A 26142-nucleotide genomic window follows, 5' to 3' on the forward strand; every position below is an offset into this window, starting at 1 on the left:
CCGGATGGCAGTCTGCTCGCATGGAGTTCACCGAGGTCGTCCGCACCCGCCGCATGGTCCGCCGCTACGACCCGGACCGCCCGGTGGCCCGTGAGGTCGTGCAGCGCTGCCTCGACAACGCCGTGCGCTCCCCCAGCGCCGGCTTCAGCCAGGGCTGGGACTTCGTCGTGCTCACGGCTCCGGCCGAGCGCGACGCGTTCTGGGCGGCCACGACGGGGCCCGGCGCGGCGCCGGACGCCTGGCTGGACGGCATCCGGAACGCGCCCGTGCTCGTGCTCTGCCTCTCGCACAAGGACGCCTACCTCGACCGCTACGCCGCCCCCGACAAGGGCTGGACCGACCGCGACGAGGCCCGCTGGCCCGTGCCCTACTGGGACGTCGACACGGGCATGGCCTCGCTCCTGCTGCTGCTCACGGCGACCGACGAGGGCCTGGGCAGCCTGTTCTTCGGGGTGCCGCCCGAGCGCCACGCGGCCGTGCACGCCGCGTTCGGCATCCCGGGCAGCCGCACCGTCGTCGGCGTCGTCGCGATGGGGTATGCCGTCCCGGGACCGAGGAGCCCGAGCCTGCGCCGGCACCGGCGCACCGGGAGCGAGGTGGCCCACTGGGGTCGTTTCGGCGTGGCAGGTGAGGACGCGTGAGCGGCCTGCGCGAAGATGGGGCGTTGACCCGCTAGGCAAGGAGCACCCCCCGGCATGGCCCGACGAACGACCACCCCGCCTCCTCCCGAGGACTTCGAGGAGAAGATCGTCGGCATCGACGTCGAGGAGGAGATGCAGAACGCCTTCCTCGAGTACTCCTACAGCGTCATCTACTCCCGGGCCCTGCCCGACGCCCGCGACGGCCTCAAGCCGGTGCAGCGGCGCATCCTCTACGGCGCGAACGAGCTGGGCCTGCGGCCCGACCGCGGGCACGTCAAGAGCCAGCGCGTCGTCGGCGAGGTGATGGGCAAGTACCACCCGCACGGCGACCAGGCAATCTACGACGCCCTCGTGCGCATGGCGCAGCCGTTCACGCTGCGCCTGCCGCTCGTCGACGGCCACGGCAACTTCGGCTCGCTCGACGACGGGCCCGCCGCGGCCCGCTACACCGAGGCCCGCATGGCGGCCGCCGCGCTGCTCATGGTCTCGGGGCTCGACGAGGACACCGTAGACTACGTGCCGAACTACGACGACACGCAGCTACAGCCCGAGGTGCTGCCGGCCGCCTACCCGAACCTGCTCGTGAACGGCGCGGCCGGCATCGCCGTCGGCATGGCCACGAACATGCCCCCGCACAACCTCGTCGAGGTCATCGGGGCGGCGCGGCACCTCATCGCGAACCCGTCCTGCTCGCTCGAGGACCTCATGAAGTTCGTGCCGGGGCCCGACCTGCCGTGCGGCGGCAAGATCGTCGGCCTCGAGGGCATCCGCGACGCCTACCTCACGGGACGCGGCAGCTTCCGCACCCGCGCGACGGCGCGCATCGAGTCGATCACGCCGCGCCGCAAGGGCATCGTCGTGACCGAGCTGCCCTACCTCGTCGGGCCCGAGAAGGTGATCGACAAGATCAAGGACCTCGTCCAGGGCAAGAAGCTGCAGGGCATCGCCGACCTCAAGGACCTCTCCGACCGCGCGAACGGGCTGCAGCTCGTCATCGAGATCAAGAACGGCTTCAACCCCGACGCCGTGCTCGAGCAGCTCTACAAGCTGACGCCGATGGAGGAGAACTTCGGCATCAACAACGTCGCGCTCGTCGAGGGCCAGCCCCGCACGATGGGCCTCAAGGACCTCCTCAAGGTCTACGTCGACTTCCGCACCTCGGTCGTGCGCCGGCGCACCGAGCACCGGCTCGCGAAGCGGGAGGAGCGCCTGCACCTCGTCGAGGGCCTGCTCATCGCCATCGTCGACATCGACGAGGTCATCCAGGTCATCCGCGGCTCCGACGACGCCGCGACGGCCCGCACCCGCCTCATGGAGGTCTTCGACCTCTCCGAGGCCCAGGCCACCTACATCCTCGACCTCCAGCTGCGGCGCCTGACGAAGTTCTCGCGCATCGAGCTCGAGACCGAGAAGGCCGACCTCGAGCGCGCCATCGAGGAGCTGCGCGCGCTGCTCGAGAACGAGAAGCTGCTGCTCAAGCTCGTCAGCAGCGAGCTCGCCGACGTCGCCAAGGCGCACGGCACGCCGCGGCGCACCGTGCTCCTCGAGAGCTCCGGTGCCAACGCGGCCGCCACCTCGGCGACGCCCCTCGAGGTCGCCGACGACCCCTGCTGGGTGCTGCTGAGCGGCACCGGGCTGCTCGCCCGCACCGGCACCGCCGAGCCGGTGACGGCCGAGGGGTCGCGGGCCAAGCACGACGTCGTGGTCGGCGCGGTGCGCACCACGGCCCGCGGGGAGTTCGGCCTCGTCACGAGCGCCGGCCGCATGGTGCGCCTCTCCGCCCTCGACCTGCCGACGCTGCCGCCGACGAACGGCGCGCCCGCCCTCTCCGGTGGCGCGCCCCTCGCGGCGTACGTCGACCTCGCCAAGGGCGAGGAGCCGCTCACCATCGTGCCGATCGGTGCGGACGCGCCCGTCGTGGCGCTCGGCACCGCGAGCGGTGTCGTCAAGCGCGTCACGCCGGACGCCCCGAAGACCAACGACTGGGACATCATCAGCCTCAAGGACGGCGACCGGGTCGTCGGGGCCGCCGTCGCCGACCGCGACGACCTCGACCTGGTCTTCCTCACGAGCGACGCCCAGCTGCTGCGCTTCCCGGCGAGGTCCGTGCGACCGCAGGGCCGCTCGGCCGGTGGCATGGCCGGCATCAAGCTGGGCGGCTTCGGGCGGGCCGTCTTCTTCGGCGTCGTCGACCCGACCCGCGAGGGTGTCGTCGTCACGTCGTCCGGCTCGTCGGGGGCGCTGCCGGGCACCGAGGGCGGGTCGCTCAAGGTGACGCCGTATGCCGAGTACCCCGCCAAGGGGCGTGCCACCGGTGGCGTGCGCTGCCACCGCTTCCTCAAGGGTGAGGACACCCTCGTGCTCGCGTTCGCCGGCAACACGCCGGTGCGCGCGGCCGCCGCGAACGGCGTCGCCATCGAGCTGCCGGCGGCCGAGGGGCGCCGCGACGGTTCCGGCCTGCCCACGACGACGGTCATCGCCCACGTGGCGGGGCCGCCCCCCGCGGCGGACCCGACGCCGGGCGGTCAGGGCAGCGCTCAGGGCAGCGGCGGGGCGGGCGACGTGCCCGCCGCCGAGGGATCGGACCCGGGAGGCAGCGAGTGACCACCGCCGACGAGCAGGGCCGCCACCCGGCCACGACGGGGCACGCCACACCGGCCTCCGACGCGTGCTCGGTGCTCTTCGACCACGATGGGACGAGCGCCTACGGCACGGCGGCCGCGGCGACCTTTTTCGTCGTCGTGGAGCAGCCCGGCCCGTGGGGTCGCGACGCGGCACGGGAGTCGCACCTCGACGTCGAGCTGGCCGGCGAGCTCGAGGCCCGCACGACGCGGGCGGGCGGCCGCTTCATGCTGATCCGTCGCCCCGGCGGCCACCCGGTGCACGAGGGCCCGCGCCGGGTGCTGCTCGCCCACGCCGGTGGCCCGCCCGACGAGGCCTGGCTGCTCGTCGCCGACCTGCCGCACGTCGGCGACCTGCTCGGCCTCGACTGGGCGGCCCTCGCCCGCGGCAACCGGGCGCTCGTCGAGGCCTCGTTGCCGGGCGCCCGCGAGGGCGAGCCCACCCTGCTCGTCTGCACGAACGGCCGCCGCGACGTGTGCTGCGCCGTGCGCGGCCGGCCGCTGGCGGCGCACGCGGCTCGCCGGGCCCCCGGCCGGGTCTGGGAGGTCTCGCACACGGGTGGGCACCGCTTCGCGCCGACCGCCGTGCTGCTGCCGTGGGGCCAGACCTACGCGCGACTCGACGACGTGGCGGCGGAGTGGGTGCTCTCGGCGAGCACGACCGGGCACACGCCCCTCGAGCTGCTGGGACCGACCCACGACCGCGGGCGTTCGGGCCTGCCAGCCGCCTCGCAGTGCGCCGAGTCGTTCGTGCGCGAGCACCTCGGCGAGACGCGTCTCGGCGCGCTCTGGGCCGGACCGGCCGAGGCCACCGACGACGGGTGGGAGGTCATCGTCACCCACACCGACCGCCGCCGCTGGCGCATCGGGGTCACGCGCCGCAGCGCCGGGCTCACCCGCCCGGAGTCGTGCGGCAAGAAGGCCGTCGAGGTGCACGAGCACGCGGCCACCCTGCTGGAGGCGTGGTTCTGACGGTCACCACGGCTTGGGGTAGGTCGGCCCGCCGTCGCCCGGCGAGGTGTCGTCCTGGCCCTGCTGCTGGTTGCGCTCGATCGTGTTGCGGCGCTGCTGCTCCTTGAGGTAGTCCTGCTCCTCCTGGCTGGGGGTCCTGCCGGGCGCCGGCGCGGGCTGGGTCGGCTGGTCGGGGGCGGGCTGGTCCCGCTGCTCCTGCGGCTGCGGAGGCTGGTCCGGCTCGGCGCCCGAGCTCTTCTCCTCCATGCGCTGCTGGGCCGACTCCAGCTGCTCACCGGTCTGGCCACCCTCGGGGGCCTCGCACAGGGGCGGTCGCTCGCTCGTGATGGCGATCCCCTTGTCGTAGAACTGCTTCCACTCGTCGGTGCGCTCCCGGGCCTTGGCCTGGTCGCCGAGCGCCTCGTAGGTGAGGCCGAGGTTGACGCGCACCTTGCAGTCGTCGAGGCCACCCTTGGGCACCTGCTCGAAGGCCTGCTCGAACCACGGGCGGGCGAGCTCGAAGTGGCCGGACAGCACGTGCGCGTCACCGATGGCGAAGGGGCTGCGGAACGGCTCCACGACGTTGACCCAGCCCTGGCGCTCGCCCCAGGCGAGGGTCCGCGGCTTGTCACCCGCTGCGTAGCCGTCGATGGCCTGAGCGGCGACGAGGTTGAGCGAGACGAGGCGCACGGCGGCGAGCAGGAGCAGCACGACGACGGGGGCCGACGCGAGGAGCAGCCGCCGGCGCCGGCGGCGCAGCCGCGGCGGCAGCGGTCGCCGAGCGCGACGCCGCCACGCCCCACGGCGAGACGGTCGCTCCCCGTTGGCCGCGGACGCCCCGGTGGCACGTGGGTCGGGGCCGTCGCCCGATCGGGCCGGGCGGTCGTCGAGCACGGTCATCGGCTCGTCCCCTTCCGTCGCCGGGTCTGTAGCAGGGCCGTGACCCCGGCCCCGACCTCCCAAGCCGCGAGGCCCGCGACGCCGAGCAGCAGGGGCCAGTAGAGCTCACGTCGTCCGAGCACCTTCTGCTTCTCGATCTGCTCGCTCGTGCCGAACCGGTCGAGGTCGACGCCCGCCACGGCCGGGGCGATCGGGTCGCCGGACTCGCGGTGCAGGTAGGGCAGGCCGAGCTGGGTGCCGATGTCGCGCAGGGTGTCCTCGCTGATGACCGACCGGGCGTCCTCGCCCGTCGTGGGGTCCTTGATGTAGTCGTTGCTCGTGTCGAAGCGCGAGCGCGTCGCCTTCATCCGGCCGCCCCCGGTCGTGCCGTAGCCGAGCACCGCTCCCCCGTTGACGAGCGAGCGGTCGATGTCGAAGGGTGCGGGCGCGTCGGGGGCCGTCTGCTCCCCGTCGCCGAAGTAGTAGACGACGCGACCCCGCTCCGGGGTGCGCGCGTCGGCCTGCTGGAGCAGCGTCTTGAGCCGGTCGTTCGCCTCGCTCACCGACGTGCCCCGCGACGCCTCGTACGACTCGGGCAGCAGGGTCTCCACGGCCGCGTCGAGTGCGGTCGTGTCGGTCGTCAGCGGCAGGCGCACCCGGGCGGCCTGGTCGAAGGTGAGCACCGAGTAGCGGGCGCCGGGCAGGGCCTGCGCGATGGCCGCGATGTCGCTCGCCACGCCGCTGACGCGCGGCGCCCCGTCGCCGTAGTCCTCGGCGATGATGCTGCTCGTCGTGTCGACGACGAAGTAGACGTTGAGGTTGGCGGCCGTCGTGTCGACCTGCTCCCCCGCCACCGCCGGGCGCACCGCGGCGACGCCGAGGAGCAGCACCACCGCCGTGAGGCGCCAGTGCGTGCTGCGCGACTCGCCGGGCACCGAGCGCGACGTCGGGTTCCACCACACGGCCGCGAGCGCCGCGACGACGAGCACGAGCAGCACCGGCCACGGCGCCACGGGCAGGAAGCTCACGACCCCCACCTCCGGCTCGCGCCGATGAGCCCGACGAGGCCGACCCCCGCGAGGGCGATCGGCACCGTGGGGTCGTCGGTGTAGAGGGCCCGGGACGCCGCGTCGATGAGGGTGGCCTCCTGGGCCTGGACGGAGTCGACGATGCCGCTGATGGCCGACTGGTCGCTCATCGGGTAGTAGCGCCCCGAGGTGCCCGTCACGACCTCGCGCATCTCGACGGCCTCGTCGTCCGGACCGCTCTCCTCGGGGTTCAGCCCGTAGACGCGCACCCCCTTGGCCTTGGCGAGCTCGCCCGCCTCGTCGAGCTCGATGACGGGGCGGCCCGCGACGTGGTTGTCGGTGGCGAAGACCACCGAGCGGGCCCGCTGCAGGTCGACCTTGTCGAAGCTCGACACGCACGTCGCGAGGCCGTCGCCGATGAGCGAGGTGCCCCGCCCGTTGAAGGTGCCGGCGAAGAACGACTCGAACTCGGGGTCGCCGCCCAGGGCCTTGGACGCGTCGTCGAGCTCGTCGTTGATGAAGTCGTAGTCGTCGGTGAGCGGGAAGACGGTGGCGGCCGAGCTGTTGAAGATGACGAGGCCGATGCGCTCGCCCTCGAAGCTCTTGACGAGGGTCTTGAAGGTCGTGACGAGCGTGGCGTCGTAGGCGGCCATCGACCCGGAGATGTCGAGGCACAGCATGATGTCGCGGCTGCGCGTCTGCGGCTTCTCGACGGTCGTGTCGAGCGGGCGCGCCGCGCCGACGAGCGCGGCACCGCCGAGCAGCACGGCGCTCACGGCGAGCACGGTCATGCGGACCCGGTGCAGCCGCAGCGCCCGCCGGAACTCCGGCAGGGCGGTCAGGGTGTCGCTGTTGGCGACCGCCGCCGCCGCCCGGGCCGACCGGCGCGCGAGCCGGCGGTGCACGGCATACGCCACCGCGACGGCGACGAGCGCGCCGACGGCGAGCAGCCCGGGCCACCTGAGGTCGAGACCGGTCAGCTCCATCGCGCGACCACCGCCTTGGCCACGGTGCCGGCGCCCACGAGCGTCGCGGTCTCGCGGGGACCGAACTCCCCCGGGTAGAGCGCCCCCACGACCTCGGAGACGGGGGTGAGGCGCGACCCGGACGCGTTGAGCTCGGTCAGGGTCATCGTCGGTGCGTGGATGCCCGAGACCTCCTGGACGAAGTGGCGCACGAGCACGCTCAGCTGCTGGTGCGCGCGACGCTGCGTGATCTCGCCGGCCGCCGCCCGGTCGAGCACGAGGTCGATCTGTCGCGTGTAGTCGGCCCGCAGCCGGCTGAGGCGGTCGGGCGTGACGCGGGGCGGCACCACGACGGGGCGCTCCCGCGTCGACCACCAGACCCAGGCGTACCAGGCGGCGACGAGCGCGACCGCGCCGATGCCCACCCACAGCCAGTGGGCGGCATACGGGTCCGGGGCGTAGAAGCCCGGCGGCGGGGCATCAGCGGCGCGCACGGCGCTGTCTCTCGAGCAGGGCGAAGACCGTCGTGACGACCTCGTCGGACGAGCCGAGACGGCCGTGGTTGATGCCGCGCCGGTCGAGCAGCTCGGTCGTGCGCCGCACGCGCGCCTCCACCGTCGCGGCGTACGCCTGGCGCACCTTCGGGTCGAGGCGCACGAGCGTCGGCAGCGTGTAGGCGTCCGCGACGTCGTATGCCGTGCGCTCGCCCCCGATCGAGGTCGGGTCCGCGTCCTCCACCGTGAGCCAGAGGATCTCGTGCTGGGCGTGCAGGCGACGGAGCAGGTCGTCGAGCTCGGGGTCGAGGTCCCTGTCGTCGGCCACGACGAGCAGCACGAGGCGGCGGCGCACGGTGCGCACGATCCAGCGCAGCTGCGTCGCGAGGTTGCTCTGCTCCCCGTCGACCCGGGTGGCGGACTCGACGGCGCGGAGCAGCTGCTCGAGGTGCGCCTCGCTGCCGCGCAGCTCGTGCGCGACCGTCGACGTGGCGGTGCCGCGGACGAGGCCGACGAGGTCGCCGTGGCGGTGCGCGAGGTAGCCGACGAGGCCGGCGGCCGCGATCGCGACGGCCGACTTGGGCTCGCCGCTTCGGGTCGAGGCCGCCATGCCGCGGCCGGTGTCGACGACGAGCATGAGGTTCTGCTTGCGGCTCGCGACGTAGCGCTTGACGAGGGGCGACTGGTGGCGTGCGGTCGCGCGCCAGTCGATGTCGCGCACCTCGTCGCCCGGCACGTAGTCGCGCAGGTCGTCGTAGTCGAGGCTGCGACCGTGGAAGACCGACGCATACTCGCCCTCGAGGAGGCTGCGCGAGCGGCGGCGCGCGTGGACGAAGAGCTTGCTCTTCACCCGCGTCAGCAGCGTCGTCATGTCACGTCCTCGCCCGGCCCGGTCAGGGCGTGCGGATCCCGGCGACCATGGCGTCGATGACGCTCTCGACGGCCACCTCGTCGGCGGCCGCCTCGAAGCCGAGGGTGACGCGGTGGCGCAGCACGCGGTGGGTCAGCGCCTTGACGTCGTCGGGCACCACGTGGTTGCGCCCGTCGACGAGGGCCCGGGCACGCGCCGCGCTCGTGAAGGCGATGCTCGCGCGGGGGCTCGCCCCGAACTCGACGTAACCGGCGAGCCGCGGCTCGACGTAGTCCTGCGGGTGACGGGTGACGTAGCCGATGCCGACGATGTAGTTGACGATGGCCGGGTCGATGTAGACGCGGGAGACGAGGCCCTGCAGCCGCTTCACGTCGTCGGTCGAGACGACCGGCTCGGCAGGTGCGCCGAAGACGCCCGAGTCGATGCGGCGCAGCACCTCGGCCTCCTCCGCCGGCGACGGGTAGTCGAGGACGTCCTTGAGCATGAAGCGGTCCATCTGCGCCTCGGGCAGCGGGTAGGTGCCCTCCTGCTCGATGGGGTTCTGCGTGGCCAGGACGAGGAAGGGGTCGGGCAGCGCGTAGCTCTTGTCGCCGATCGAGGTCTGCCGCTCCTGCATCGCCTCGAGCATCGCCGACTGCGTCTTGGCGCTGCTGCGGTTGATCTCGTCGAGCAGGACGAAGTTGGCGTGGACCGGGCCGAGCTGGGTCTCGAACGTGCCGGCGTGCTGGTTGTAGACCTGCGTGCCGACGATGTCGCTCGGCAGCAGGTCGGGGGTGCACTGGATGCGGTGGAAGCGGCCGCCGACGGCCTGGGCGATCGTCTGGGCGGCCGTCGTCTTGGCGAGGCCGGGCACGCTCTCGAGCAGCACGTGCCCACCGGTCAGCAGCGCGATGAGCAGGGTCTCCTGCAGGCGCGCCTGGCCGACGACGCGCGAGGCGAACGCCGTGGAGATCGCCTCGACCTTCTCGCCGGCCCAGCGCAGCTCGTCGGGGGTGAGGTAGCGCGCCGGGGCGGGGACGGTGCGCTCGGGCACGCTGTCGATGCCCGCGACGGCGACGTCGTCGTGCGGTGAGGACGGGGCGCCGGCGAGCTGCTCGGGCTCCTCCGGCGCCGTGGTGCCGGGCACGGCGACCGAGAAGGACGCGGTCACGTGGTCGCGCTGCGCGTCCTGTTGCTCGTCCTGCTGCTCGTCGGTCGCCGACTCATCGGCGTTGACGTTCGACACCATCGATCCCCTTCTCGACGCGTACCGGCGCGCGGGAGCGCCGGCACGCACATCGTAAGCACTGCGGCCACCCGGTCGGGCCGGCGCACCCACAGCGGCGCCGGTGGTGACGGCTCCCGTCAGGCGTCGATGCGCTCCCGGTCGACCTCGGCAGCGGACTCGATGATGAAGTCCTTGCGGGGGGCGACCTCGTTGCCCATGAGCAGCTCGAAGACCCGCTCGGCGGCCTCGAGGTCGCGCATCGTCACCTTGCGCAGCGTGCGGTGGCGCGGGTCCATCGTCGTGTCGGCCAGCTGGTCGGCGTCCATCTCGCCGAGGCCCTTGTAGCGCTGCATCGGCTGCTTCACCTTCTTGCCCGACTTCTCCAGGCGCGTCAGGGTGCGGCGCATCTCCATCTCGTTGTAGGTGTAGATCAGCTCGTTCTTCTTGGCGCCGGCGTTGATGACCTCGATGCGGTGCAACGGCGGCATCGCGGCGTAGACGCGCCCGGCGTCGACGAGCGGGCGCATGTAGCGGAAGAAGAGGGTCAGCAGCAGGGTGCGGATGTGGGCGCCGTCGACGTCGGCGTCGGTCATGATGATGACCTTGCCGTAGCGCGCGGCCGAGAGGTCGAAGCTGCGGCCCGACCCGGCACCGATGACCTGGATGATCGAGGCGCACTCGGCGTTCTTCAGCATGTCGCTGACCGAGGCCTTCTGGACGTTGAGGATCTTGCCGCGGATCGGCAGCAGCGCCTGGAACTCCGAGCTGCGGGCCTCCTTGGCGGTGCCCATGGCCGAGTCGCCCTCGACGATGAACAGCTCGGAACGCTCGACGTCGGTGCTTCGGCAGTCACGCAGCTTCGAGGGCAGGGTCGAGCTCTCCAGGGCGTTCTTGCGCCGTTGCGTCTCCTTGTGCAGGCGCGCGCTGATGCGCGACTTCATCTCCGAGACGACCTTCTCGAGCAGCAGCGCGGCCTGCGCCTTGTCGCCCCGCTTGGTCGACGTGAGCCGCTCGGTCAGCTCCTTCTCGACGACCTTGGCGACGATGGCGCGCACGGCGTTGGTGCCGAGCACCTCCTTGGTCTGGCCCTCGAACTGCGGCTCGGCCAGCCGCACCGTGACGACCGCGGTCATGCCGGCGAGGATGTCGTCCTTCTCCGGCTTGTCGTTGCCGGCCTTGAGCCGGCGCCCGTTGACCTCGATCTGCTTGCGGAAGACCTTGACGATCGACTGCTCGAAGCCGGCGACGTGGGTGCCGCCCTTGGGCGTGGTGATGATGTTGACGAACGACGAGACCTTGGTGTCGTAGCCCTGGCCCCAGCGCAGCGCCACCTCGACGCCGCACTCGCGCTCGAGCTCGGTCGGGGTCATCTGCCCGTTGACGTCGAGGACGGGGACCGTCTCGGTGAAGGTGCCGGAGCCCTCGAGGCGCCACACGTCGGTGATGGGGGTGTCCGGCGCGAGGAACTCGACGAAGTCGGTGATGCCTCCGTCGTGCTGGAAGACCTCCTCGATGGGGCCCTCCTCACCGGGCGTGCCCTTGAGGCGACGCTCGTCGCGGATGACGAGGCGCAGGCCGGGCACGAGGAAGGAGGTCTGCCGCGCGCGCCCGAGGATCGCGTCGTAGTCGAGCTCGGCGTCCTTGAGGAAGATCTGGCGGTCGGGCCAGAAGCGCACCCGCGAGCCGGTCACGCCGCGCTTGGCCTTGCCGACGACCGGCAGGGCGCTCTTCTTCTCGTAGGGAGTGAACTCCGCCTCGGGCGAGTGCACCGGTGAGCGGTCGGTGAAGGTGCCCGGCTCGCCGCGGCGGAAGCTCATGCCGTACGTCTTGCCGGCGCGGTCGACCTCGACGTCGAGGCGGGCGGAGAGGGCGTTGACGACGGACGCGCCGACGCCGTGGAGTCCACCGGTGGCGGCATACGACGCCCCGCCGAACTTGCCGCCGGCGTGCAGTTTGGTGAAGACGACCTCCACGCCGGAGAGGCCGGTGCGCGGCTCCACGTCGACGGGGATGCCGCGGCCGTTGTCGCGCACCTCGATCGAGCCGTCGCCGCCGAGGATGACCTCGATGCCCGTGCAGACGCCCGCGAGGGCCTCGTCGACCGCGTTGTCGATGATCTCCCAGAGGCAGTGCATGAGACCGCGCTGGTCGGTCGAGCCGATGTACATGCCGGGGCGCTTGCGCACCGCCTCGAGGCCCTCGAGGACCTGGAGGTGCCGCGCGGTGTAGTCGCCGGTGCCGGAGGGGGCGGGTCGGGAGGCGGAGGCCACGGTGTGTCGATCTCTTTCGGTCGGGAAGCGGCCAGCGGTTCGCCGCGGGTGCGTGCTGGCAGAGGCAGCCTAACCACCGGTGGTGACGGCCCCCGGGAGGCTCGCGGCCCCGCCCGCGGGCACGCCGGTGAGGTCGGCGGAGCGGGTATGGCATCCGTATCGGGCGGCGGCGCCGAATCACCGACACATAACGATGTCGAGCCGTGGGGTGTCTCACCGACCGAGCCTGCCGATCGGGAAGGTTTCCACGTGATTGACTGTTGCAACGTCCGCGACGCACACCCGGTCCACCCGGTGGACCATCGAGTGTCGCAGGCACATGGCAGGGTTTCCCTGACGGGAGACCCCCGAGGGAGGAAAGAGGCGAAGACATGACGACAGCACTGGCACCCGAACTGACTGCTGCTGACCGCTGCGACCGATGTGGGGCTCAGGCCTACATCCGCGCCCGCCTCGTTTCCGGCGGAGAGCTGCTCTTCTGCGCGCACCACGGACGGGAGCACCTCCCGGCGCTGAAGGACAAGGCTCTCGACATCCGCGACGAGACGGACCGACTCAACGAGGTCCCGGGCTCCGCGCCCGTCGACGAACGCTGAGCACTGCAGGCGATCTCCGACCCGGCCCTTCCTGACCCCATCCCGACCCGCACGCCGCCGACGGCGCACCCATGATCACCGCGACGAACGTCCTCGTCCTGCTCGCGATGCTCGTGGGGACCGTCGGCATCGTCGTCCCGGTGCTCCCGGGACTTCTGCTGGTCTGGGGTTCGACGCTCCTGTGGGCGCTCGGACGTCAGGACGGGCCGGGTTGGCTCGTCCTCGGCCTCGCCACGCTCTGGTATGCCGTGGGCCTCGTGACGCAGTACACGGTGCCCGGGCGCGGGATGAGGACCGCCGGCGTGCGCGGCTCCGTCGTGGCGGTCGCCCTCGCGGTCGCGGTCGTCGGCTTCTTCGTCGTGCCGGTCGTCGGTGCACCGCTCGGCTTCGTGCTGGCGGTCTACGCCATCGAGCGGGTGCGACGTCGGGAGCACGCCGGCGCCTGGCGCGCCACGGTGGCAGCGATCCGTGCGGTCGCCCTCAACGTGGGCATCGAGCTCGCGACGGCGTTCGCCATCATCGCGACGTGGGCCGTCGCGGTCTACGTGACGAGACCCTGATTCGACACCGACGACCCTGAAACGACGACAGGGCGGCGTGACCACTGCCGAATCGTGTTCACCGCTGCTGCGTCGTGGTCACCACTGGTCGCGGCGGCGCTTCTCCCAGCGTTCCTCGAGGCGCTCCATGAAGCTGCCGCCCTGTCGGGAGGCGTTCGCCTTGGCCTTGCCACCGGCGCGCGGCTTGGGCTGCCCGTCGGTGCCGACGGCCGCCAGCTTCGTCTTGGACGGCGTGATCGCGTAGACGATCCCGGCCACCATGACGGCGAAGCCGACCGCACCGAGCCAGATGTAGCTGCTCATCGCCGAGACGACGACGAGCGCCAGACCGGCGACGCCGGCGACGATGCCGGCCAGAACACGGCCTCGGCCCAGCCCTCGCGACTTCGTCTTCTCGATGCGCGAGGCAAAGCGTGGGTCTTCGGCGTAGAGAGCCTCCTCCATCTGCTGAAGGAGGGCTTCCTCGTGTTCCGAAAGTGCCACCCGGCACCTCCCTGGTGCGAAATCGACTGTGCCCGAATCGTATGTCGGAAACGGCCGACGCGGACTTCTTTCCCTCAGGATAAGTCGCGTCGCTCCCGTTGGGAACCCGAGGGTCGGTCGGGCATGAGTGATGCCGGCCGCACCGACCCGGCGCCGAAGCGCGCGCTCGCCCGGTCGACCGCCCGGTCGGCCTCCCGCCACCCGTGCTCCGGCTCGTCGAGGGTTGCCTGGATGGGCGCGACGGACGACGGGACGAGCCCCTCGAGGCGCACGCCGACGAGCCGGATCCGGGCGCGTTGGAGGCCGAGCCGGTCGTAGAGCTCGCGCGCCGTCGCGAAGATGTCCCGCGAGACGTCGGTGTGGTGGCGCAGCGTCTTGGCGCGGGTGATCGTCGTGAAGTCGGCGAAGCGCACCTTGATCGAGACGGTGCGTCCCGTCATCCCCGCCGACCGGGCCCGCGCGGCCGTGCGGTCGGCGAGGCGGAGCAGCTCGCGGTGGATGCGCACGGGGTCGTCGATGTCGTGCGCGAAGGTCTCGTCGGCCCCGATGGACTTCTCCCGCCGCTCGGGGACGACCGAGCGCGGGTCGCGGCCCCACGCGAGGTCGTGCAGGCTGCGGCCCGACACGTCGCCGAGGGCCCGCTGGAGGGTCTCGACGGGCGTGTGCGCGAGGTCGGCCACGGTGCGCAGGCCGAGTCGGTGCAGGTGCTCCTCGGTCTTGTCGCCGACGCCCCAGATCGCCCCGACGGGGAGCTGGTGGAGGAAGGAGACGACCTCGTCGCGGGGCACGACGATGAGACCGTCGGGCTTGGCGAGGTTGGACGCGAGCTTGGCGACGAACTTCGTCGAGGCCACCCCGACCGAGCAGGTGATGCCCTGCTCGTCGGCGATGGTGTCGCGCAGCTGCTCGGCGATCTGCGTCGGGCGACCGAGGCGGCGCACGGCCCCGGCCACGTCGAGGAACGCCTCGTCGAGCGAGAGCGGTTCGACGCTGTCGGTGATCGTCGCGAAGGTGGCCATGACGGCCTCGGAGATGGCGGCATACCGGCGGTGGTCCGGCTCGATGATGACGGCCTGGGGGCAGAGCCGCTGCGCGCGGGCCATCGGCATCGCCGAGGTGACCCCGAAGGCGCGCGCCTCGTAGGTGGCCGAGAGCACGACGGAGCGCCCGCTCGCCCCACCGATGATGACGGGGCGACCCCGCAGCTCGGGACGCGAGATGAGCGAGGCGGAGGCGTAGAAGGCGTCCATGTCGACGTGCAGGACGGTGCAGCCCGTGTCGTCCGGCGGCTCGGAGCTGCCCCGCGTCGGCGCCGTGAACTGGCGGCGGCTCACCGGGTCACCCCCCGGCACCCGGTGGGGCGACGGGACGCGCCGGCGTCAGCCGCGGCGTGCGGTGACGTGCAGGGCATTGCCGAGCGTCCGGAGGAACTCGCGCCCCGGCCCGGCGACGAGCAGCTCGTCGAGCTCGGCGAGGGCGGCCCGGTCGGCCTCGGTGTCGACGAGCTGGGCGGGCACGAGGTGACCGAGGATGTTGGTGCCGCGCACGACGACGTCGTGGAAGCCGGCGTCGGAGAGCAGCGCCTCGAGCTGGTCGACGTCGAAGCGGCGCGGCAGTGGGTCGGTGCTCCCCCAGCGGCCGGACGGGTCGACGAGGGCGGCCCGGGCCTGGGCGAACTCGCCCGCGACGGCCTTGGCGAAGACGACGGAGAGGCGACCGGCGACGAGCAGCGAGAGCACGCCGTCGTCCCCCAGCGCCTGGGCGACGGCCCGCAGGGTCGCCGCGGGGTCGTCGACGAACTCGAGGGTGCCGTGGCAGCAGGCGAGGTCGACACGGCGGCCGGCGAGCAGCACGTCGAGCGAGTCGCCGTCGCCCTGCACCGCGGTGACCCGGTCGACGATGCCGGCCTCGCGCGCCCGCCGGGCGAGCGCGGCGAGGGCGTCGGGGCTGGGGTCGACGACGGTGACGTGGTGCCCGGCCTCGGCGAGCGGGACGGCCACCCCGCCGGTGCCGCCACCGAGGTCGAGCACCTCGAGCGGTCGGCCGAGGTGCGCGGAGCGCTCGTCGGCGAGGCGTGCCACGGCCGAGACGACCGCCGTCGGGCGGACGCCTCCACGTCGCTGGGGGCGGTGCTCGTCGGGCACAGGGTCCTCCGTGGGGTTGCCGTGGGGCAGGGCCGGACCCGGGGTCGGGGCCGCTGCGCTGCCGGTGCCGACCGACCCCGCGTCATCGGGTGGCCGGGGCGGCACGAGCGGTTCAGGATCGTCTTCACCCTAGTGCCCCGAGCTTCCCGGGCTCGCGTGCCACAGCTTGCGTGGCGGCCCGCCCGCGGTGTCGGACGGCACGAGCGACCCGGTGGCCCGGCCCCCTCTGACGTCGTCGCCCGCCGGTTTGATGTCGGCGTACGGGGACTGCTTGAACCCCGAGGCGTGCACGAGCACCCGGCGACCGTCCGGGCCCTCCCCCACGCCGCGCGGGGACCCGTCGGGACCGGCGAGCGCCGCAGCCCGCTCCCAGGCCGACCGGTCCGCGGCGTCGAGCGCGTCGCGGACCGCCGTGATGCCGCCCGCGGTCCACGCGTCCTGCAGCCCGGAGAGCTCCCACGCCCCGGTGGCGCGGATCGAGATCCCCCGCGGACCCGTGCGTCGGACGAACCCGCGGCAGAGCAGCAGCCACGAGTGGAAGACGGTGGCGGCATACGGACCCTGGACGTCCTCGAAGAAGGTGAGGTCGACGGGCCCGGTGGCGTCGTCGAGAGTGAGGAATACGACGCGGCGCCCCGTCCGGATCGGCGGGGTCTGGGTGGCGACCTTGACGCCCGCGACCCACACCTCGCGGCCGCTGCGGCCGGAGAGGAGGTCGCGGCCGCGGGTGACGCCGAGCGCGTCGAGGAGCGGACCGTAGAAGTCGACGACGTGGCCGCTCGCGTCGAGGCCGAGCACCTCGAGCTCGGCCCGCACCCGCTCGGGACCGGTCATCTCGGGCAGCCCACTCGTCGCCGACAGGCGTGGCGTGTCGCCGAGGTCGAGCGTCAGCTGGGTCGCGACGTGCGCGGGAGCCCCGGCCGACGCCTGGGACTGCGCCGCCGCGAGCGCCCGGATGTCGCCGGTCGCCGACACGGACGTCACCCGCCGGGACGCCCGGCTCGCCGCGGAGACCCGACGGGTCGAGCGCCGCTGCGACGACGACCACCGGTCGAGCTCGGCGACGTGGAGCAGCAGGTCGCGGCGGGTGATCCGCCCGCGCCGGCCGAGCCCGTGGCGGGCTCGGCCCACGACGCCCGAGCTGCCCTCGTCGAGGCGGGACGGGCCGCCGAGGTCGATGTCGTGCAGGGCGTCGAAGCCCCCGGCGAGCACGAGCTTCTCCGCGACGGGTCGGGAGACGTGCGCGCGCTGCCAGAAGTCGGAGAGGCTCGAGTAGGGCTGGCCGGCCACGATCTGCGCGACCTCGGCCTCGCTGATGCCGTGCACGTCGGCGAGCGAGAGCCGGATCGCCTCGCCCCCGTCCTCGGTGCGCTCGAAGCGGTAGGTGCCGGTGGAGACGTTGACGTCGAGCCCGAGCACCGTGATGCCGAAGCTGCGGGCGTCGTCGAGGATGAGCCGCTTGGGGTACATGCCGGGATCGTGGGTCAGCACGCCGGCGAGGAAGGCAGCCGGGTGGTGCGTCTTGAGCCACGCCGACTGGTAGGTGGGCAGCGCGAACGCCGCCGCGTGCGCCTTGCAGAAGCCGAACGAGGCGAACGCCTTGAGCACCTCCCAGATCTTGTCGGCCACCTCGGGGGCGTAGCCGCGGGCCAGGGCAGCCGGGCGCCACCACTGCGCGATCTGCGCCTGGCCGGCCGGCGTGCCGAGGGTGCGGCGCACCTCGTCGGCCTGGGCGAGCGTCACCCCGGTCGTCTCCGCGACGATCATGAGCACCTGCTCGTGGAAGACGACGACGCCCTCGGTCTCCTCGAGCGCGGGGACGAGCGTCGGGTGCAGGTAGGAGGGGTCCTTCCACCCCTGCCGGGCGTCGAGGAACGGGATGATCATGTCGCTCTTGACCGGACCGGGCCGGAAGAGCGAGATGTCGATGATGAGGTCGTCGAAGCTGCGGGGGCCGAACTTGCCGATGAGCTCGCGCTGTCCGGGGCTCTCGATCTGGAAGCAGCCGAGCGTCCGCGTCGAGCGGACGAGCTCGAAGGTCTCCTCGTCGTCGAAGGGCACCTGAGCCTCGTCGTCGAGGTCGATGCCGGTGTCGTCGACCCGGGCCACCTCGGCGACGGCGTGCGCCATCGCCGACTGCATCCGGATGCCGAGCACGTCGAGCTTGAGCAGGCCCATCTCCTCGACGTCGTCCTTGTCGAACTGGCTCATCGGGAAGCCCAGCCAGCTCGCCTCGACGGGGGTGCGGTCGAGCAGCACGGAGTCGGAGAGCACGACCCCGCACGGGTGCAGCGCGACGTGCCGGGGCAGGCCGTCGAGCCGTTCGACGATGTCGAACATCAGCTGGAGGCGGGGCACGTCGAGGCCGCTCGCGCGCAGCTCGGGCAGCTCGGCGAGGGCGTGGCGCACGTTGCGCGCGGCGATGTGCGGGAAGGCCTTGGCCATGGCGTCGACCTCGGGCGGGGGCAGCCCGAGCGCGGCGCCGGCGTCACGGATCGCGTGGCGCACCCGGTAGGTGTCCATCATCGAGACGCAGGTGACCCGCTCGCCGCCGAAGTGGTCGAGGATGCGCTCGTAGATCTCGGTGCGGCGGGCCGACTCGACGTCGATGTCGATGTCGGGCAGCTCGGCACGGAGCGGGGAGCAGAAGCGCTCCATGAGCAGGCCGTGGCGCATCGGGTCGACGCCGGAGATGCCGAGCAGGTAGTTGACGAGCGAGCCGGCGCCGGAGCCGCGCGCCGCGACCCGGACCCCCATCTCGCGGATGAGGTCGCAGACCTGCGCGACGGTGAGGAAGTACGTCGCGTAGCCGAGCCCGCCGATGACGCCGAGCTCGTCCTCGAGCCGGTCGCTGACGGCCCGGAGCTCGGGCTCGGACCGTCCGGGGTAGCGCCCCGGGATCGCCTCGCGGCACCGGCGGGCGAGGACGTGGTGCGGGTTGGTGCCGGCCCGGATGCCAAGGACGCCGGGCTCGGGCAGGTGCACCGAGCCGATGCCGAGGTCGGCACGAGGGTCCTGGATGCACTCGGTGGCGAGGGCCGTGGTGCGCGCGACGAGGGCGCGGGCCTGCTCGCGCGCACTTGCACCGCCGCCGGCGAGCCCGGGGCCCGAGACCTGGACGACGTCGAGCGCGAGCGCGTGCATGACGGGAGTCGGCGAGAGGTGGCCGGCCGTCGTGACCCGGTCGAGGTGCCGCTCGTCGAGCGCGACGAGGCGCCGGGCGGCGTCGAGCACGTCGACGATCGCGGCGTCCTGAGGGTCGGCGTGCCGCACCGCGGCGGTGATGACGCTCGGCACGCCGACCTCGCGGGCGAGCGCGAGCATCCGGCCGGCCTGGCCGAGGCTGCCGGGCAGGTGCTCCGGCCCGCCGTGGCAGACGACCTCGACGGCGACCGCGCCGCGCGGCAGCAGGGAGACCCAGCGCTCGAGGGCCGCCCGGGCGCGGTCGCGCCGCTTGGCGAGCACGGCCCGGCCGACGTCGGAGTCGGGGCCGAGGAGCACGACGAGCCGGGCGTCGGCCGCGTCGGCGGCCGCGCCGGGCGACGCACCGCGGGCCGGTTCGGCACCGGCCGCGTCCGGACGCGGCCTCGCACCGGCGTGCTCGGCGAGCAGGGACGCGGTGGTGACCGGGTTGCCCCGCTCCCCCCGCAGGTGCGTGGCCGTGACGAGCCGGCAGAGGGCCGCCCACCCCTCGCCGGGCTGCAACCCACCGTTTGCTCCACGCGCGAGCACGGTGACCCGGGGCAGCCTCGGGTCGACGAGCGCACCGCCGCGCACGGGGGTGCGCACCGACGGTCCCCGCCGGACCTCCGCCGGCTCCGGCCCGAGCGCCAGGTCGACGCCGAGGACGGGCGCGACGCCGTGCTCCATGCAGGCGCGGACGAACTTCACGGCGCCGTAGAGCCCGTCGCGGTCGGTGAGGGCGAGCGCCGGCTGCCCGAAGGCGGCCGCGCGCTCGACGAGGTCGTGCGGCTTGGCCGTGCCGTAGCGCATCGAGTAGCCGGAGGCGACGTGCAGGTGCACGAAGCTCTCCCCCGAGCGGCCGGGCGCCGGTCGGTGCAGGCGTCGCGCCGGATCCGGGTCCGGGTGTGGGGACGAGGGGGCGGGGTGGGGGGTCGTCATGCTGCTCGTCACCCGATCGCCCGGCTCCTCGCCCCGGAGCTGACCGAGACCGGGGTGATCGACTGCGGCAGCGGGACCGTCTGCGGGATCCCGAGCAGGTCCTGGACGATCTCGAGGAACATCTCGGCCTGGCGCAGCAGGTCGTCGGCCTCCCGGGTGCTGAGGTGTCCGCCACGGTCGATGACCGACCGCTGCGCCGAGCAGGCCGCGAAGAAGCCGGCCCACTCCCCCAGCTCCGGCGCGACGCCGGGCAGCACCTGCCACACGCTGCGCGGCCGCGAGCGCGGGGTCGGGACGGTGCGGGCGGCGACGATGGCCGCCGCCGCACGCAGCGCTCCGAGGTGGGCGTCTCGGTAGCGCTCCGAGGCGTCGGTCGTGCGGCAGGCGCACTCCAACGTGGTGCGGGCTCGCTCGAGCAGGTCGATCACGGCGACCGAGATCGGCGGGCGGCGCAGGTGGCCAGCAGTCACGACGGTCTCCTCTCTGGGTTCGGCGGTCCGGGCCGGGGGCCGGACCGGGTCTGGTTCGTGGGTGGTTCTGGGCCCGAAGCCCGGGTCCGGGATCAGGAGCCCGGCGTCTGGAGCCCGGCGTCTGGAGCCCGGCGTCTGGAGCCCGGCGTCTGGAGCCCGGCGTCTGGAGCCCGGCGTCTGGAGCCCGGCGTCAGGAGCCCGGCGTCAGGAGCTCGGCGTCAGGGCAGCAGGTAAGGCCCGGAGCGGTTCCGGTCAGTCGGCGACGCGGACGAGCGACCAGCGGTCGTCGGCCCGGGCGGACTCGTCGTGGGCGAGGTCGTAGACCCCGGGAGCGAACGACCACCCCGGGCTCGCCTCGACCCGCCAGACGTGCTGCTCGCGTGCTGCGGCGGCGAGCGTCTGACCCGGCTGCACCTGCGCCTCCTCGGCCTCGAGCGCGTCGTGCCACCACGCCCGCCGCTCGCGCCACTGGGCGAGCACGCCGCGCACGACGTAGAGACGTCCACGCCAGATGAAGGCCTCGGGGGCCGGCGCAGCGGCACCAGGCTCCTCGTCGAGGTGGCTCCCGGCGACACCGCTGCCGCTCCCCTCGTCGAGGCTCCGGAGCGGTCCGCGATGCGGCATCGCCCGTCCGCTCGCGACGAGCTGTCCGTTCGCGCCACGCCACCCGGCGGACCGGTCCCCACCCCCGGACCGGACGGCCCCGGCTGCTGACCGTTCCTGCTCCGGAAGCTGCGTGCGGGACTGCTCCTGGGACTGCTCCCAAGACCGCTGCCGCTGCTCCTGCTGCTCGTGCTCTTGCTGCTGCCGCAGCCTCACCTGCACGGAATCCCTGAACCTACGCACCGCGACACGTCTCCCTCGGACACGTCGAGGCCGACATCACGACCCGACACGCTCGCGCCCCACACGAGCGGCCGACACCAACCGACGACTGGACTGAATTTCTCGAACACCTGTTCGATACGACAACAGTAACCCCTGCCGCCGACACCGTGTCAAGACGGCCATCCAGCCTCCGCCGGACGCCTGTCGCAGCCCCGTCGGAGGCCCGTCGGAGGCCCGTCGCAGGCCCCGTCGGAACACTTCCGGAAGCCCGCAGAGGCGCGGTCCCGACGTCATCCAAACCGACCTGAGTACCCGTGCTCAGGCCTCCCGGCCGCGCTGACGGAAGAGTGGCGCACACGCGGGTCCGGTCCGCGAACGGAGAGGCTCAGGGGTCCTGTCCGCCCACGGATCGGGCCCGTCGTCATGCCCCGCCGCAGCCTCCCGCGACTCCCACGACCGGGCGTCCTGCAGGGCGTCCGGCAGGGCGTCCCGTTGCGCGCCGCCGCGGAATGCGACACCGTCGGCAGCGACGACCTGCTCGAGCCGCCGGCCCGAGCAGCCCGTCATGTCGCCGGCGCACCGCACCCGGCACCGGACCGAAGGAGCGGCATGGGCGCCGAGCTCATCCCCCTGGCCTTCACCACGGGGTGGGGCAGCGGCATCAACGCGTATGCCGTCGTGCTCGTCCTCGGCCTCGCCGACCGGATCTGGGGCTTCGGCCAGATCCCCGACGCCCTCGCGCGCACCGACGTGCTCGTCGGCGCCGCCGTCCTCTTCGTCATCGAGATGCTCGCCGACAAGATCCCCTACGTCGACTCGGTCTGGGACTCCGTGCACACCGTGGTGCGCCCGGCGGTCGGCGCGACGATCGGCTACCTCATCGGCCACGAGACGGCGAGCCTCGACGCCGCCGTCGGCGCCGCGACCGGAGGCGTGACGGCGCTCGTCTCCCACGGCATCAAGGCCGGCCTGCGCGCCGTGGTCAACACCTCCCCCGAGCCGGCGAGCAACGTCCTCGTCAGCACGACCGAGGACGTGACCGTCACCGGCGTGACGGCCCTCGCCCTCGCCCACCCGTGGTGGGCGGCCGGGATCGCCCTCGTGCTCCTGCTGCTGGGGGCCTACCTCGTCGTCACCCTCACCCGACGCCTGCGTCGGTACAAGCAGCGCTACGACGCCTGGGGTGAGCGCGTCGGCGTCACCACCCCGCGCACCGGGCGGGACGGACCGGGCGGCCCCCGCGGCCGGCCCGGCCGTCCCGGTGGGCCCGGCGGGCGCGGGAGACGCCCCCGCCAGCACACCGGCATACCTGAGCGGGGAACGTCCGACACGCCCCGACCGCCGGCCGCCCGCCCCGAGGAACCTCCCTTCGACCAGGACGCCTGAGCGCCCCCGCCCACAGGAAGGGCGCGTTCTCACAGCCGGGTGCGACGCCGCGGCGGGTGGCCGCACAGGGCGCCGTCCGACGGTGGGACCACTGGCACGAGGCCAGTCCACCGAAGGAGCGGGAACCATGAAGAAGAAGACCATCACGCTGGCCGGGGCCGGCATCGTGGCCGCGTCGGCGCTCGCGCTCGGCGGGGCCGCCCTCGCCAGCGCGGACGAGAGCGGCACCACGGGCACGACGACGACCGGCGGCTACGCGCAACTCGGCGAGGGTTCCGGGGGCCAGCGCGGCGGGCCCGAGGCCCGCGGCGGCACCGACCCGAGCCAGCCGATGCGCTCCGACGAGAAGCTGCTGACCGGCGACACCGCCGCCAAGGTGACCGCGGCCGCCAAGGCCAAGGAGCCGACCGCGACCGTCGAGCGGGTCGAGACCGACTCCGACGGCGTCTACGAGGCCCACATGGTGCGGGCCGACGGCACCCACGTCACCGTGCAGGTCGACGCGTCGTTCACCGTGACCGCCGTGCAGGAAGGTGGGCCCGGTGGTCCGGGTGGCGGCCCCGGTGCGATGGGCGACCACGACGGCGACGGCCCGCACGGGCAGGCCGGCCCGCAGGGCGAGTCGCCCAGCTCACCCACGTCGCCCACCTCGCCCACGGGCTCGGCGACCTCGTCGGGCAGCGCCACCACCTGAGCGCGGCCATCTGAGCGCCGCCATCTGGGCACCGCCATCTGGGCACCCCGCGTCCGGCCGCCCGGTCAGAGGTTGTGGAAGACCTCGAGGGCGGCCGACGAGCGGTTCATCGTGATGAAGTGGATGCCGGGGGCCCCCTCGTCGAGGAGCCGCCGCGACGCCTCGCTCGCGATGGCCATGCCCTCGGCCCGCACCCCGTCCGCGTCGTCGCCGTGGCGTGCGAGCCGGTCGGTCACCGCCGAGGGCATGGGCTGGCCGGCGAGCTGGGCCATGCGGACCACCTGGCGCGCGTTCGTGATGGGCATGATCGCCGGCACCACGGGCAGCGCCGAACCGCGCCGGGCGAGCTCGTCGCGCAGGCGCAGGTAGTTGTCGACGTCGAAGACCATCTGCGTGATGGCGAACTCCGCGCCGGCGCGCTCCTTGCGCACGAGCGTCTCGGCGTCCTCGGCGACGTCGCCCGACTCGGGGTGCCCGTCGGGGAACGCCGCGACGCCCACGGTGAAGTCGCCGAGCCCGCGGACGAGCTGCACGAGCTCGTCGGCGTGGTCGAGTCCCTCGGGGTGGGCCACCCACGGCTCACCGAGCCCACCCTGGGGGTCACCGCGCAGGGCCAGGATGTTGCGCACCCCGGCGGCGGCATACGACCCGACGATGCCGCGCAGCTCGGTGACCGAGTGGCCGACGCAGGTCAGGTGCGCCATCGGCGTCAGGGACGTCTCCTCGAGCACCCGCTGGGTCAGGCGCACGGTGCGGTCGCGCGTGCCCCCGCCGGCGCCGTACGTGATGGACACGAAGCTCGGCGACACCTTCTCGAGGCGGCGGATGGCGTCCCACAGCTGCGCCGCGGCCGCGTCGTCCTTCGGCGGGAAGAACTCGAAGCTGAACGTCGGGGTGTCGGCGGCGATCATCGCCGGGATGGACCGGGTGAACCGCTCCGCCCGAGCCATCGAGGACGCCGTGCCGTGTGCCATGCCGCACACCCTAGGACGCGCGGTCGCCGGACGCGTGGGCTGTTCACGGGCTGTGCACGGGCCGTCACCGCCGCCGCGTAGGCTGACCACGATTCCCGCGACTCGATGGAGGACCCCGTGCAGACCCCCACCGACCTCGACGTGCTGCGCCGTCGGGTGCAGCAGGCGATCGACGGGCAGATCGCGGGCGCCTCGCAGTCGCTGGCCGCCATCGGCGACGAGACCGCGCCGCTCGTCGCGGCCGTGTCCGGCCTGCTGAGCGGTGGCAAGGGCCTGCGCGCCGGCTTCCTCTACTGGGGCTACCGCGCCGCCGGCGGTGCCGACTCCGACGCGCTGGTGCGGCTCGCCGCGAGCATGGAGCTCTTCCAGGGCGCCGCGCTGCTGCACGACGACGTCATGGACCGCAGCGACACCCGACGCGGTATGCCGTCCGCGCACCGCGCCGTCGCCGCCCTGCACGCCCGTCGTGGCTGGTCGGGCGACGGCGACCGCTTCGGTGAGGGCACCGCGATCCTCGCCGGCGACCTGTGCCTGACGTGGTGCGACGAGATGTATGCCACCTGCGGGCTGCCGGCCGACGAGCTGGCCCGCGGTCGCCGCCTCTTCGACACGATGCGCACCCAGCTCATGGGCGGCCAGTTCCTCGACCTGCTCGAGTCGGCCCGGGGCTGGGAGGGGCTCGACCTCGAGGCCCGGGTCGCCTCGGCCCGCACGGTGATCCGCTTCAAGAGCGCGAAGTACACCATCGAGCACCCGCTCCTCATCGGCGCCCTCGTCGGCGGGGCGCCCGACCGCTCGCTGGCCCCGCTCTCCGACTACGGCCTGGCCCTCGGCGAGGCGTTCCAGCTGCGCGACGACCTGCTCGGCGTCTTCGGCGACCCCGAGGCGACCGGCAAACCGGCCGGCGACGACCTGCGCGAGGGCAAGCGCACCGTGCTCGTCGCGCACGCGCTCGACGCCGCGACCGACGCCGACCGCGAGGTCGTCGAGCGCCTGCTCGGCCGCGACGACCTCGACCTCGCGGGTGTCGAGCAGATCCGGCGCGTGCTCGTCGCGACCGGCGCCGTCGACCGCGTCGAGAGCCTCATCGAGACCCTGGCCGGCGAGGCCCGCGCGGCCGTGCGCCGGGCGCGCGACACGGGCGACTACGACGACGCGGCGCTCGACGTGCTCGAGGCGCTCATCGCCGTCTCGACCGCCCGGCACGCCTGACCGGACGGACAGGACCGCTCGCCGAGGACCGGTCGCTCAGGTCCGGACGAACCGGACCGGTCGCCGGCCCGGTCGCCGGACCGGTCGCTCAGAAGGCGAGCTCCTGCGCGCGGCGGCGGATCTCCGTCTTGTGCCCGGCCCGCATCGCGTCGATGGGAGCGCCCTCGACGGGCAGGGTCGCGTCGGGCGTGAAGAGCCAGGTGATGATCTCGTCGTCGTCGTAGCCGCCGTCGGCGAGCACGGTGAAGGTGCCACGCAGGTCAGGACGGGGGCCGGTCTCGTCGAGGAACTTCTCGGGCACCGCCATCACCCGTCGCTCCCCGATGCGGGCGCCGAGCAGCTCACGGTCGGCGAGCAGCTGGCGCACCCGTGAGAGCGGCACGCCGAGGCGCTCGGCGACGTCGGGGACGGTGAGCCACTGCCCGACGAGCGACTCGAGGTCGCCGCCGGACTGCACGGCCTCGTCGGGCTGCTGGTCGGGCTGCTGGTCGGGCTGCTGGGTGGGGTCGGTCTGCGCCTGGGACTGGTCACTCACGCTGCGCAGTCTGCCACCGTCGGGACCCGGCGCGCGCACCCGTGCGCGCCACCCGGCATCCGGCGGCGGGGCGCGGACGTCGTCGACGCCCGCGTGCGTGAATTACACCGCTGTATTTTTACTTTAGTGCTCAATTATGCGTTATCGTCACTGGCGCCACTCCACTCACAACCGTCACACTTCGTCATAGACCCGGCGAATTGGACATTCC

23 protein-coding genes are annotated in these 26142 nt (G+C 73.4%); 8 read left to right on the forward strand and 15 right to left on the reverse strand.

Annotated elements, in window-relative coordinates; genetic code table 11:
* The first annotated feature begins 20 nt into the window (after positions 1-20).
* Genes ABT295_RS03400 through ABT295_RS03410 form a run of 3 tightly spaced genes read left to right on the forward strand, consistent with a single transcriptional unit; the run spans position 21 to position 4234 of the window.
* Entirely contained in the window at positions 21-641 is a 621-nt protein-coding gene (locus ABT295_RS03400) for a nitroreductase family protein (RefSeq protein ID WP_352393003.1), read from the forward strand.
* A gap of 54 nt (positions 642-695) precedes the next feature.
* Complete coding sequence (locus tag ABT295_RS03405; RefSeq protein ID WP_352393004.1) at positions 696-3245, forward strand: DNA gyrase/topoisomerase IV subunit A; 2550 nt, start codon at positions 696-698, stop codon at positions 3243-3245.
* On the forward strand, positions 3242-4234 hold the full coding sequence (locus ABT295_RS03410) for a ferredoxin family protein (RefSeq protein ID WP_352393005.1): 993 nt from the start codon (positions 3242-3244) through the stop codon (positions 4232-4234). The genes ABT295_RS03405 and ABT295_RS03410 overlap by 4 nt, the downstream gene beginning before the upstream one ends.
* Before the next feature lie 3 nt (positions 4235-4237).
* Here the strand turns inward: ABT295_RS03410 and ABT295_RS03415 are convergent, their stop codons facing one another.
* The 7 genes from ABT295_RS03415 to ABT295_RS03445 all read right to left on the reverse strand — a co-directional run bounded on the left by ABT295_RS03415 (position 4238) and on the right by ABT295_RS03445 (position 11927).
* Positions 4238-5113 carry a tetratricopeptide repeat protein gene (locus ABT295_RS03415; RefSeq protein WP_352393006.1) on the reverse strand — a complete coding sequence of 292 codons (876 nt, stop codon included), beginning with the start codon at positions 5111-5113 and terminating at the stop codon, positions 4238-4240.
* Positions 5110-6120 carry a VWA domain-containing protein gene (locus tag ABT295_RS03420; protein WP_352393007.1) on the reverse strand — a complete coding sequence of 337 codons (1011 nt, stop codon included), beginning with the start codon at positions 6118-6120 and terminating at the stop codon, positions 5110-5112. Before ABT295_RS03420 ends, ABT295_RS03415 begins: the two co-directional genes overlap by 4 nt.
* Positions 6117-7106, reverse strand: coding sequence for a VWA domain-containing protein (locus ABT295_RS03425; protein ID WP_352393008.1), 990 nt, complete (start codon positions 7104-7106; stop codon positions 6117-6119). The genes ABT295_RS03420 and ABT295_RS03425 overlap by 4 nt, the downstream gene beginning before the upstream one ends.
* Positions 7097-7579, reverse strand: a complete 483-nt coding sequence (locus ABT295_RS03430; protein ID WP_352393009.1) for a hypothetical protein — start codon at positions 7577-7579, stop codon at positions 7097-7099. Before ABT295_RS03430 ends, ABT295_RS03425 begins: the two co-directional genes overlap by 10 nt.
* On the reverse strand, positions 7566-8450 hold the full coding sequence (locus tag ABT295_RS03435; protein WP_352393010.1) for a DUF58 domain-containing protein: 885 nt from the start codon (positions 8448-8450) through the stop codon (positions 7566-7568). The genes ABT295_RS03430 and ABT295_RS03435 overlap by 14 nt, the downstream gene beginning before the upstream one ends.
* A 22-nt stretch (positions 8451-8472) precedes the next feature.
* Positions 8473-9678, reverse strand: a complete 1206-nt coding sequence (locus ABT295_RS03440) for an AAA family ATPase (protein ID WP_352393011.1) — start codon at positions 9676-9678, stop codon at positions 8473-8475.
* A 116-nt stretch (positions 9679-9794) separates the two neighbouring features.
* Positions 9795-11927: a DNA gyrase/topoisomerase IV subunit B gene (locus tag ABT295_RS03445; RefSeq protein ID WP_352393012.1), complete on the reverse strand. Its 2133-nt coding sequence runs from the start codon at positions 11925-11927 to the stop codon at positions 9795-9797.
* Positions 11928-12298: 371 nt separating this feature from the next.
* Between ABT295_RS03445 and ABT295_RS03450 the strand changes: the two genes are divergently transcribed.
* On the forward strand, positions 12299-12523 hold the full coding sequence (locus tag ABT295_RS03450; protein ID WP_352393013.1) for a DUF7455 domain-containing protein: 225 nt from the start codon (positions 12299-12301) through the stop codon (positions 12521-12523).
* Positions 12524-12594: 71 nt separating this feature from the next.
* Positions 12595-13083, forward strand: a complete 489-nt coding sequence (locus ABT295_RS03455; protein ID WP_352393014.1) for a DUF456 domain-containing protein — start codon at positions 12595-12597, stop codon at positions 13081-13083.
* A gap of 78 nt (positions 13084-13161) precedes the next feature.
* Here ABT295_RS03455 and ABT295_RS03460 read toward each other — a convergent pair whose 3' ends face one another.
* The 6 genes from ABT295_RS03460 to ABT295_RS03485 form a co-directional block, all read right to left on the reverse strand.
* Positions 13162-13566, reverse strand: coding sequence for an SCO2097 family morphological protein (locus tag ABT295_RS03460; protein ID WP_345507800.1), 405 nt, complete (start codon positions 13564-13566; stop codon positions 13162-13164).
* Positions 13567-13640: 74 nt separating this feature from the next.
* The gene (dinB, locus tag ABT295_RS03465; RefSeq protein ID WP_345507801.1) at positions 13641-14900 is read right to left on the reverse strand and encodes a DNA polymerase IV; all 1260 of its coding nucleotides are present in this window, start codon (positions 14898-14900) and stop codon (positions 13641-13643) included.
* A gap of 45 nt (positions 14901-14945) precedes the next feature.
* Positions 14946-15710: a class I SAM-dependent methyltransferase gene (locus tag ABT295_RS03470; RefSeq protein ID WP_352393015.1), complete on the reverse strand. Its 765-nt coding sequence runs from the start codon at positions 15708-15710 to the stop codon at positions 14946-14948.
* A gap of 129 nt (positions 15711-15839) precedes the next feature.
* Positions 15840-19832, reverse strand: coding sequence for a DNA polymerase III subunit alpha (locus ABT295_RS03475; protein WP_352393016.1), 3993 nt, complete (start codon positions 19830-19832; stop codon positions 15840-15842).
* A gap of 8 nt (positions 19833-19840) precedes the next feature.
* Positions 19841-20302 carry an SAV_6107 family HEPN domain-containing protein gene (locus ABT295_RS03480; RefSeq protein ID WP_352393017.1) on the reverse strand — a complete coding sequence of 154 codons (462 nt, stop codon included), beginning with the start codon at positions 20300-20302 and terminating at the stop codon, positions 19841-19843.
* 252 nt (positions 20303-20554) lie between these two features.
* Entirely contained in the window at positions 20555-20926 is a 372-nt protein-coding gene (locus ABT295_RS03485; protein ID WP_352393018.1) for a DUF6504 family protein, read from the reverse strand.
* An 813-nt stretch (positions 20927-21739) separates the two neighbouring features.
* On the opposite strand from ABT295_RS03485, the gene ABT295_RS03490 reads away from it, so the two are divergent.
* Positions 21740-22516 (forward strand): DUF4126 domain-containing protein, encoded by a 777-nt coding sequence (locus ABT295_RS03490; RefSeq protein WP_352393019.1) that lies wholly within the window; start codon positions 21740-21742, stop codon positions 22514-22516.
* Between the two features lie 127 nt (positions 22517-22643).
* Positions 22644-23210 (forward strand): hypothetical protein, encoded by a 567-nt coding sequence (locus tag ABT295_RS03495; protein WP_352393020.1) that lies wholly within the window; start codon positions 22644-22646, stop codon positions 23208-23210.
* A gap of 65 nt (positions 23211-23275) precedes the next feature.
* Here the strand turns inward: ABT295_RS03495 and ABT295_RS03500 are convergent, their stop codons facing one another.
* A complete protein-coding gene (locus ABT295_RS03500) occupies positions 23276-24184 on the reverse strand; it encodes a methylenetetrahydrofolate reductase (protein WP_352393021.1) in 909 nt (302 codons plus the stop codon).
* 105 nt (positions 24185-24289) lie between these two features.
* Between ABT295_RS03500 and ABT295_RS03505 the strand changes: the two genes are divergently transcribed.
* Positions 24290-25396 (forward strand): polyprenyl synthetase family protein, encoded by a 1107-nt coding sequence (locus tag ABT295_RS03505; protein WP_502991068.1) that lies wholly within the window; start codon positions 24290-24292, stop codon positions 25394-25396.
* An 88-nt stretch (positions 25397-25484) separates the two neighbouring features.
* Here ABT295_RS03505 and ABT295_RS03510 read toward each other — a convergent pair whose 3' ends face one another.
* Complete coding sequence (locus ABT295_RS03510) at positions 25485-25853, reverse strand: Rv2175c family DNA-binding protein (protein ID WP_352394684.1); 369 nt, start codon at positions 25851-25853, stop codon at positions 25485-25487.
* Between the last annotated feature and the right edge of the window lie 289 nt (positions 25854-26142).

Origin of the sequence: Terrabacter sp. NPDC000476, from assembly GCF_040300125.1 — a bacterium.
Lineage (GTDB): Bacteria > Actinomycetota > Actinomycetes > Actinomycetales > Dermatophilaceae > Terrabacter.

Excerpts from the sequence above, each read along its gene's own strand:
- ABT295_RS03400 (WP_352393003.1), top strand. The coding sequence starts at position 21 with ATGGAGTTCACCGAGGTCGTCCGCACCCGCCGCATGGTCCGCCGCTAC.
- ABT295_RS03405 (WP_352393004.1), top strand. The coding sequence starts at position 696 with ATGGCCCGACGAACGACCACCCCGCCTCCTCCCGAGGACTTCGAGGAG.
- ABT295_RS03415 (WP_352393006.1), bottom strand. The coding sequence starts at position 5,113 with ATGACCGTGCTCGACGACCGCCCGGCCCGATCGGGCGACGGCCCCGAC.
- ABT295_RS03425 (WP_352393008.1), bottom strand. The coding sequence starts at position 7,106 with ATGGAGCTGACCGGTCTCGACCTCAGGTGGCCCGGGCTGCTCGCCGTC.
- ABT295_RS03435 (WP_352393010.1), bottom strand. The coding sequence starts at position 8,450 with ATGACGACGCTGCTGACGCGGGTGAAGAGCAAGCTCTTCGTCCACGCG.
- ABT295_RS03440 (WP_352393011.1), bottom strand. The coding sequence starts at position 9,678 with ATGGTGTCGAACGTCAACGCCGATGAGTCGGCGACCGACGAGCAGCAG.
- ABT295_RS03450 (WP_352393013.1), top strand. The coding sequence starts at position 12,299 with ATGACGACAGCACTGGCACCCGAACTGACTGCTGCTGACCGCTGCGAC.
- ABT295_RS03455 (WP_352393014.1), top strand. The coding sequence starts at position 12,595 with ATGATCACCGCGACGAACGTCCTCGTCCTGCTCGCGATGCTCGTGGGG.
- ABT295_RS03475 (WP_352393016.1), bottom strand. The coding sequence starts at position 19,832 with ATGACGACCCCCCACCCCGCCCCCTCGTCCCCACACCCGGACCCGGAT.
- ABT295_RS03485 (WP_352393018.1), bottom strand. The coding sequence starts at position 20,926 with ATGCCGCATCGCGGACCGCTCCGGAGCCTCGACGAGGGGAGCGGCAGC.
- ABT295_RS03490 (WP_352393019.1), top strand. The coding sequence starts at position 21,740 with ATGGGCGCCGAGCTCATCCCCCTGGCCTTCACCACGGGGTGGGGCAGC.
- ABT295_RS03495 (WP_352393020.1), top strand. The coding sequence starts at position 22,644 with ATGAAGAAGAAGACCATCACGCTGGCCGGGGCCGGCATCGTGGCCGCG.
- ABT295_RS03500 (WP_352393021.1), bottom strand. The coding sequence starts at position 24,184 with ATGGCACACGGCACGGCGTCCTCGATGGCTCGGGCGGAGCGGTTCACC.
- ABT295_RS03505 (WP_502991068.1), top strand. The coding sequence starts at position 24,290 with ATGGAGGACCCCGTGCAGACCCCCACCGACCTCGACGTGCTGCGCCGT.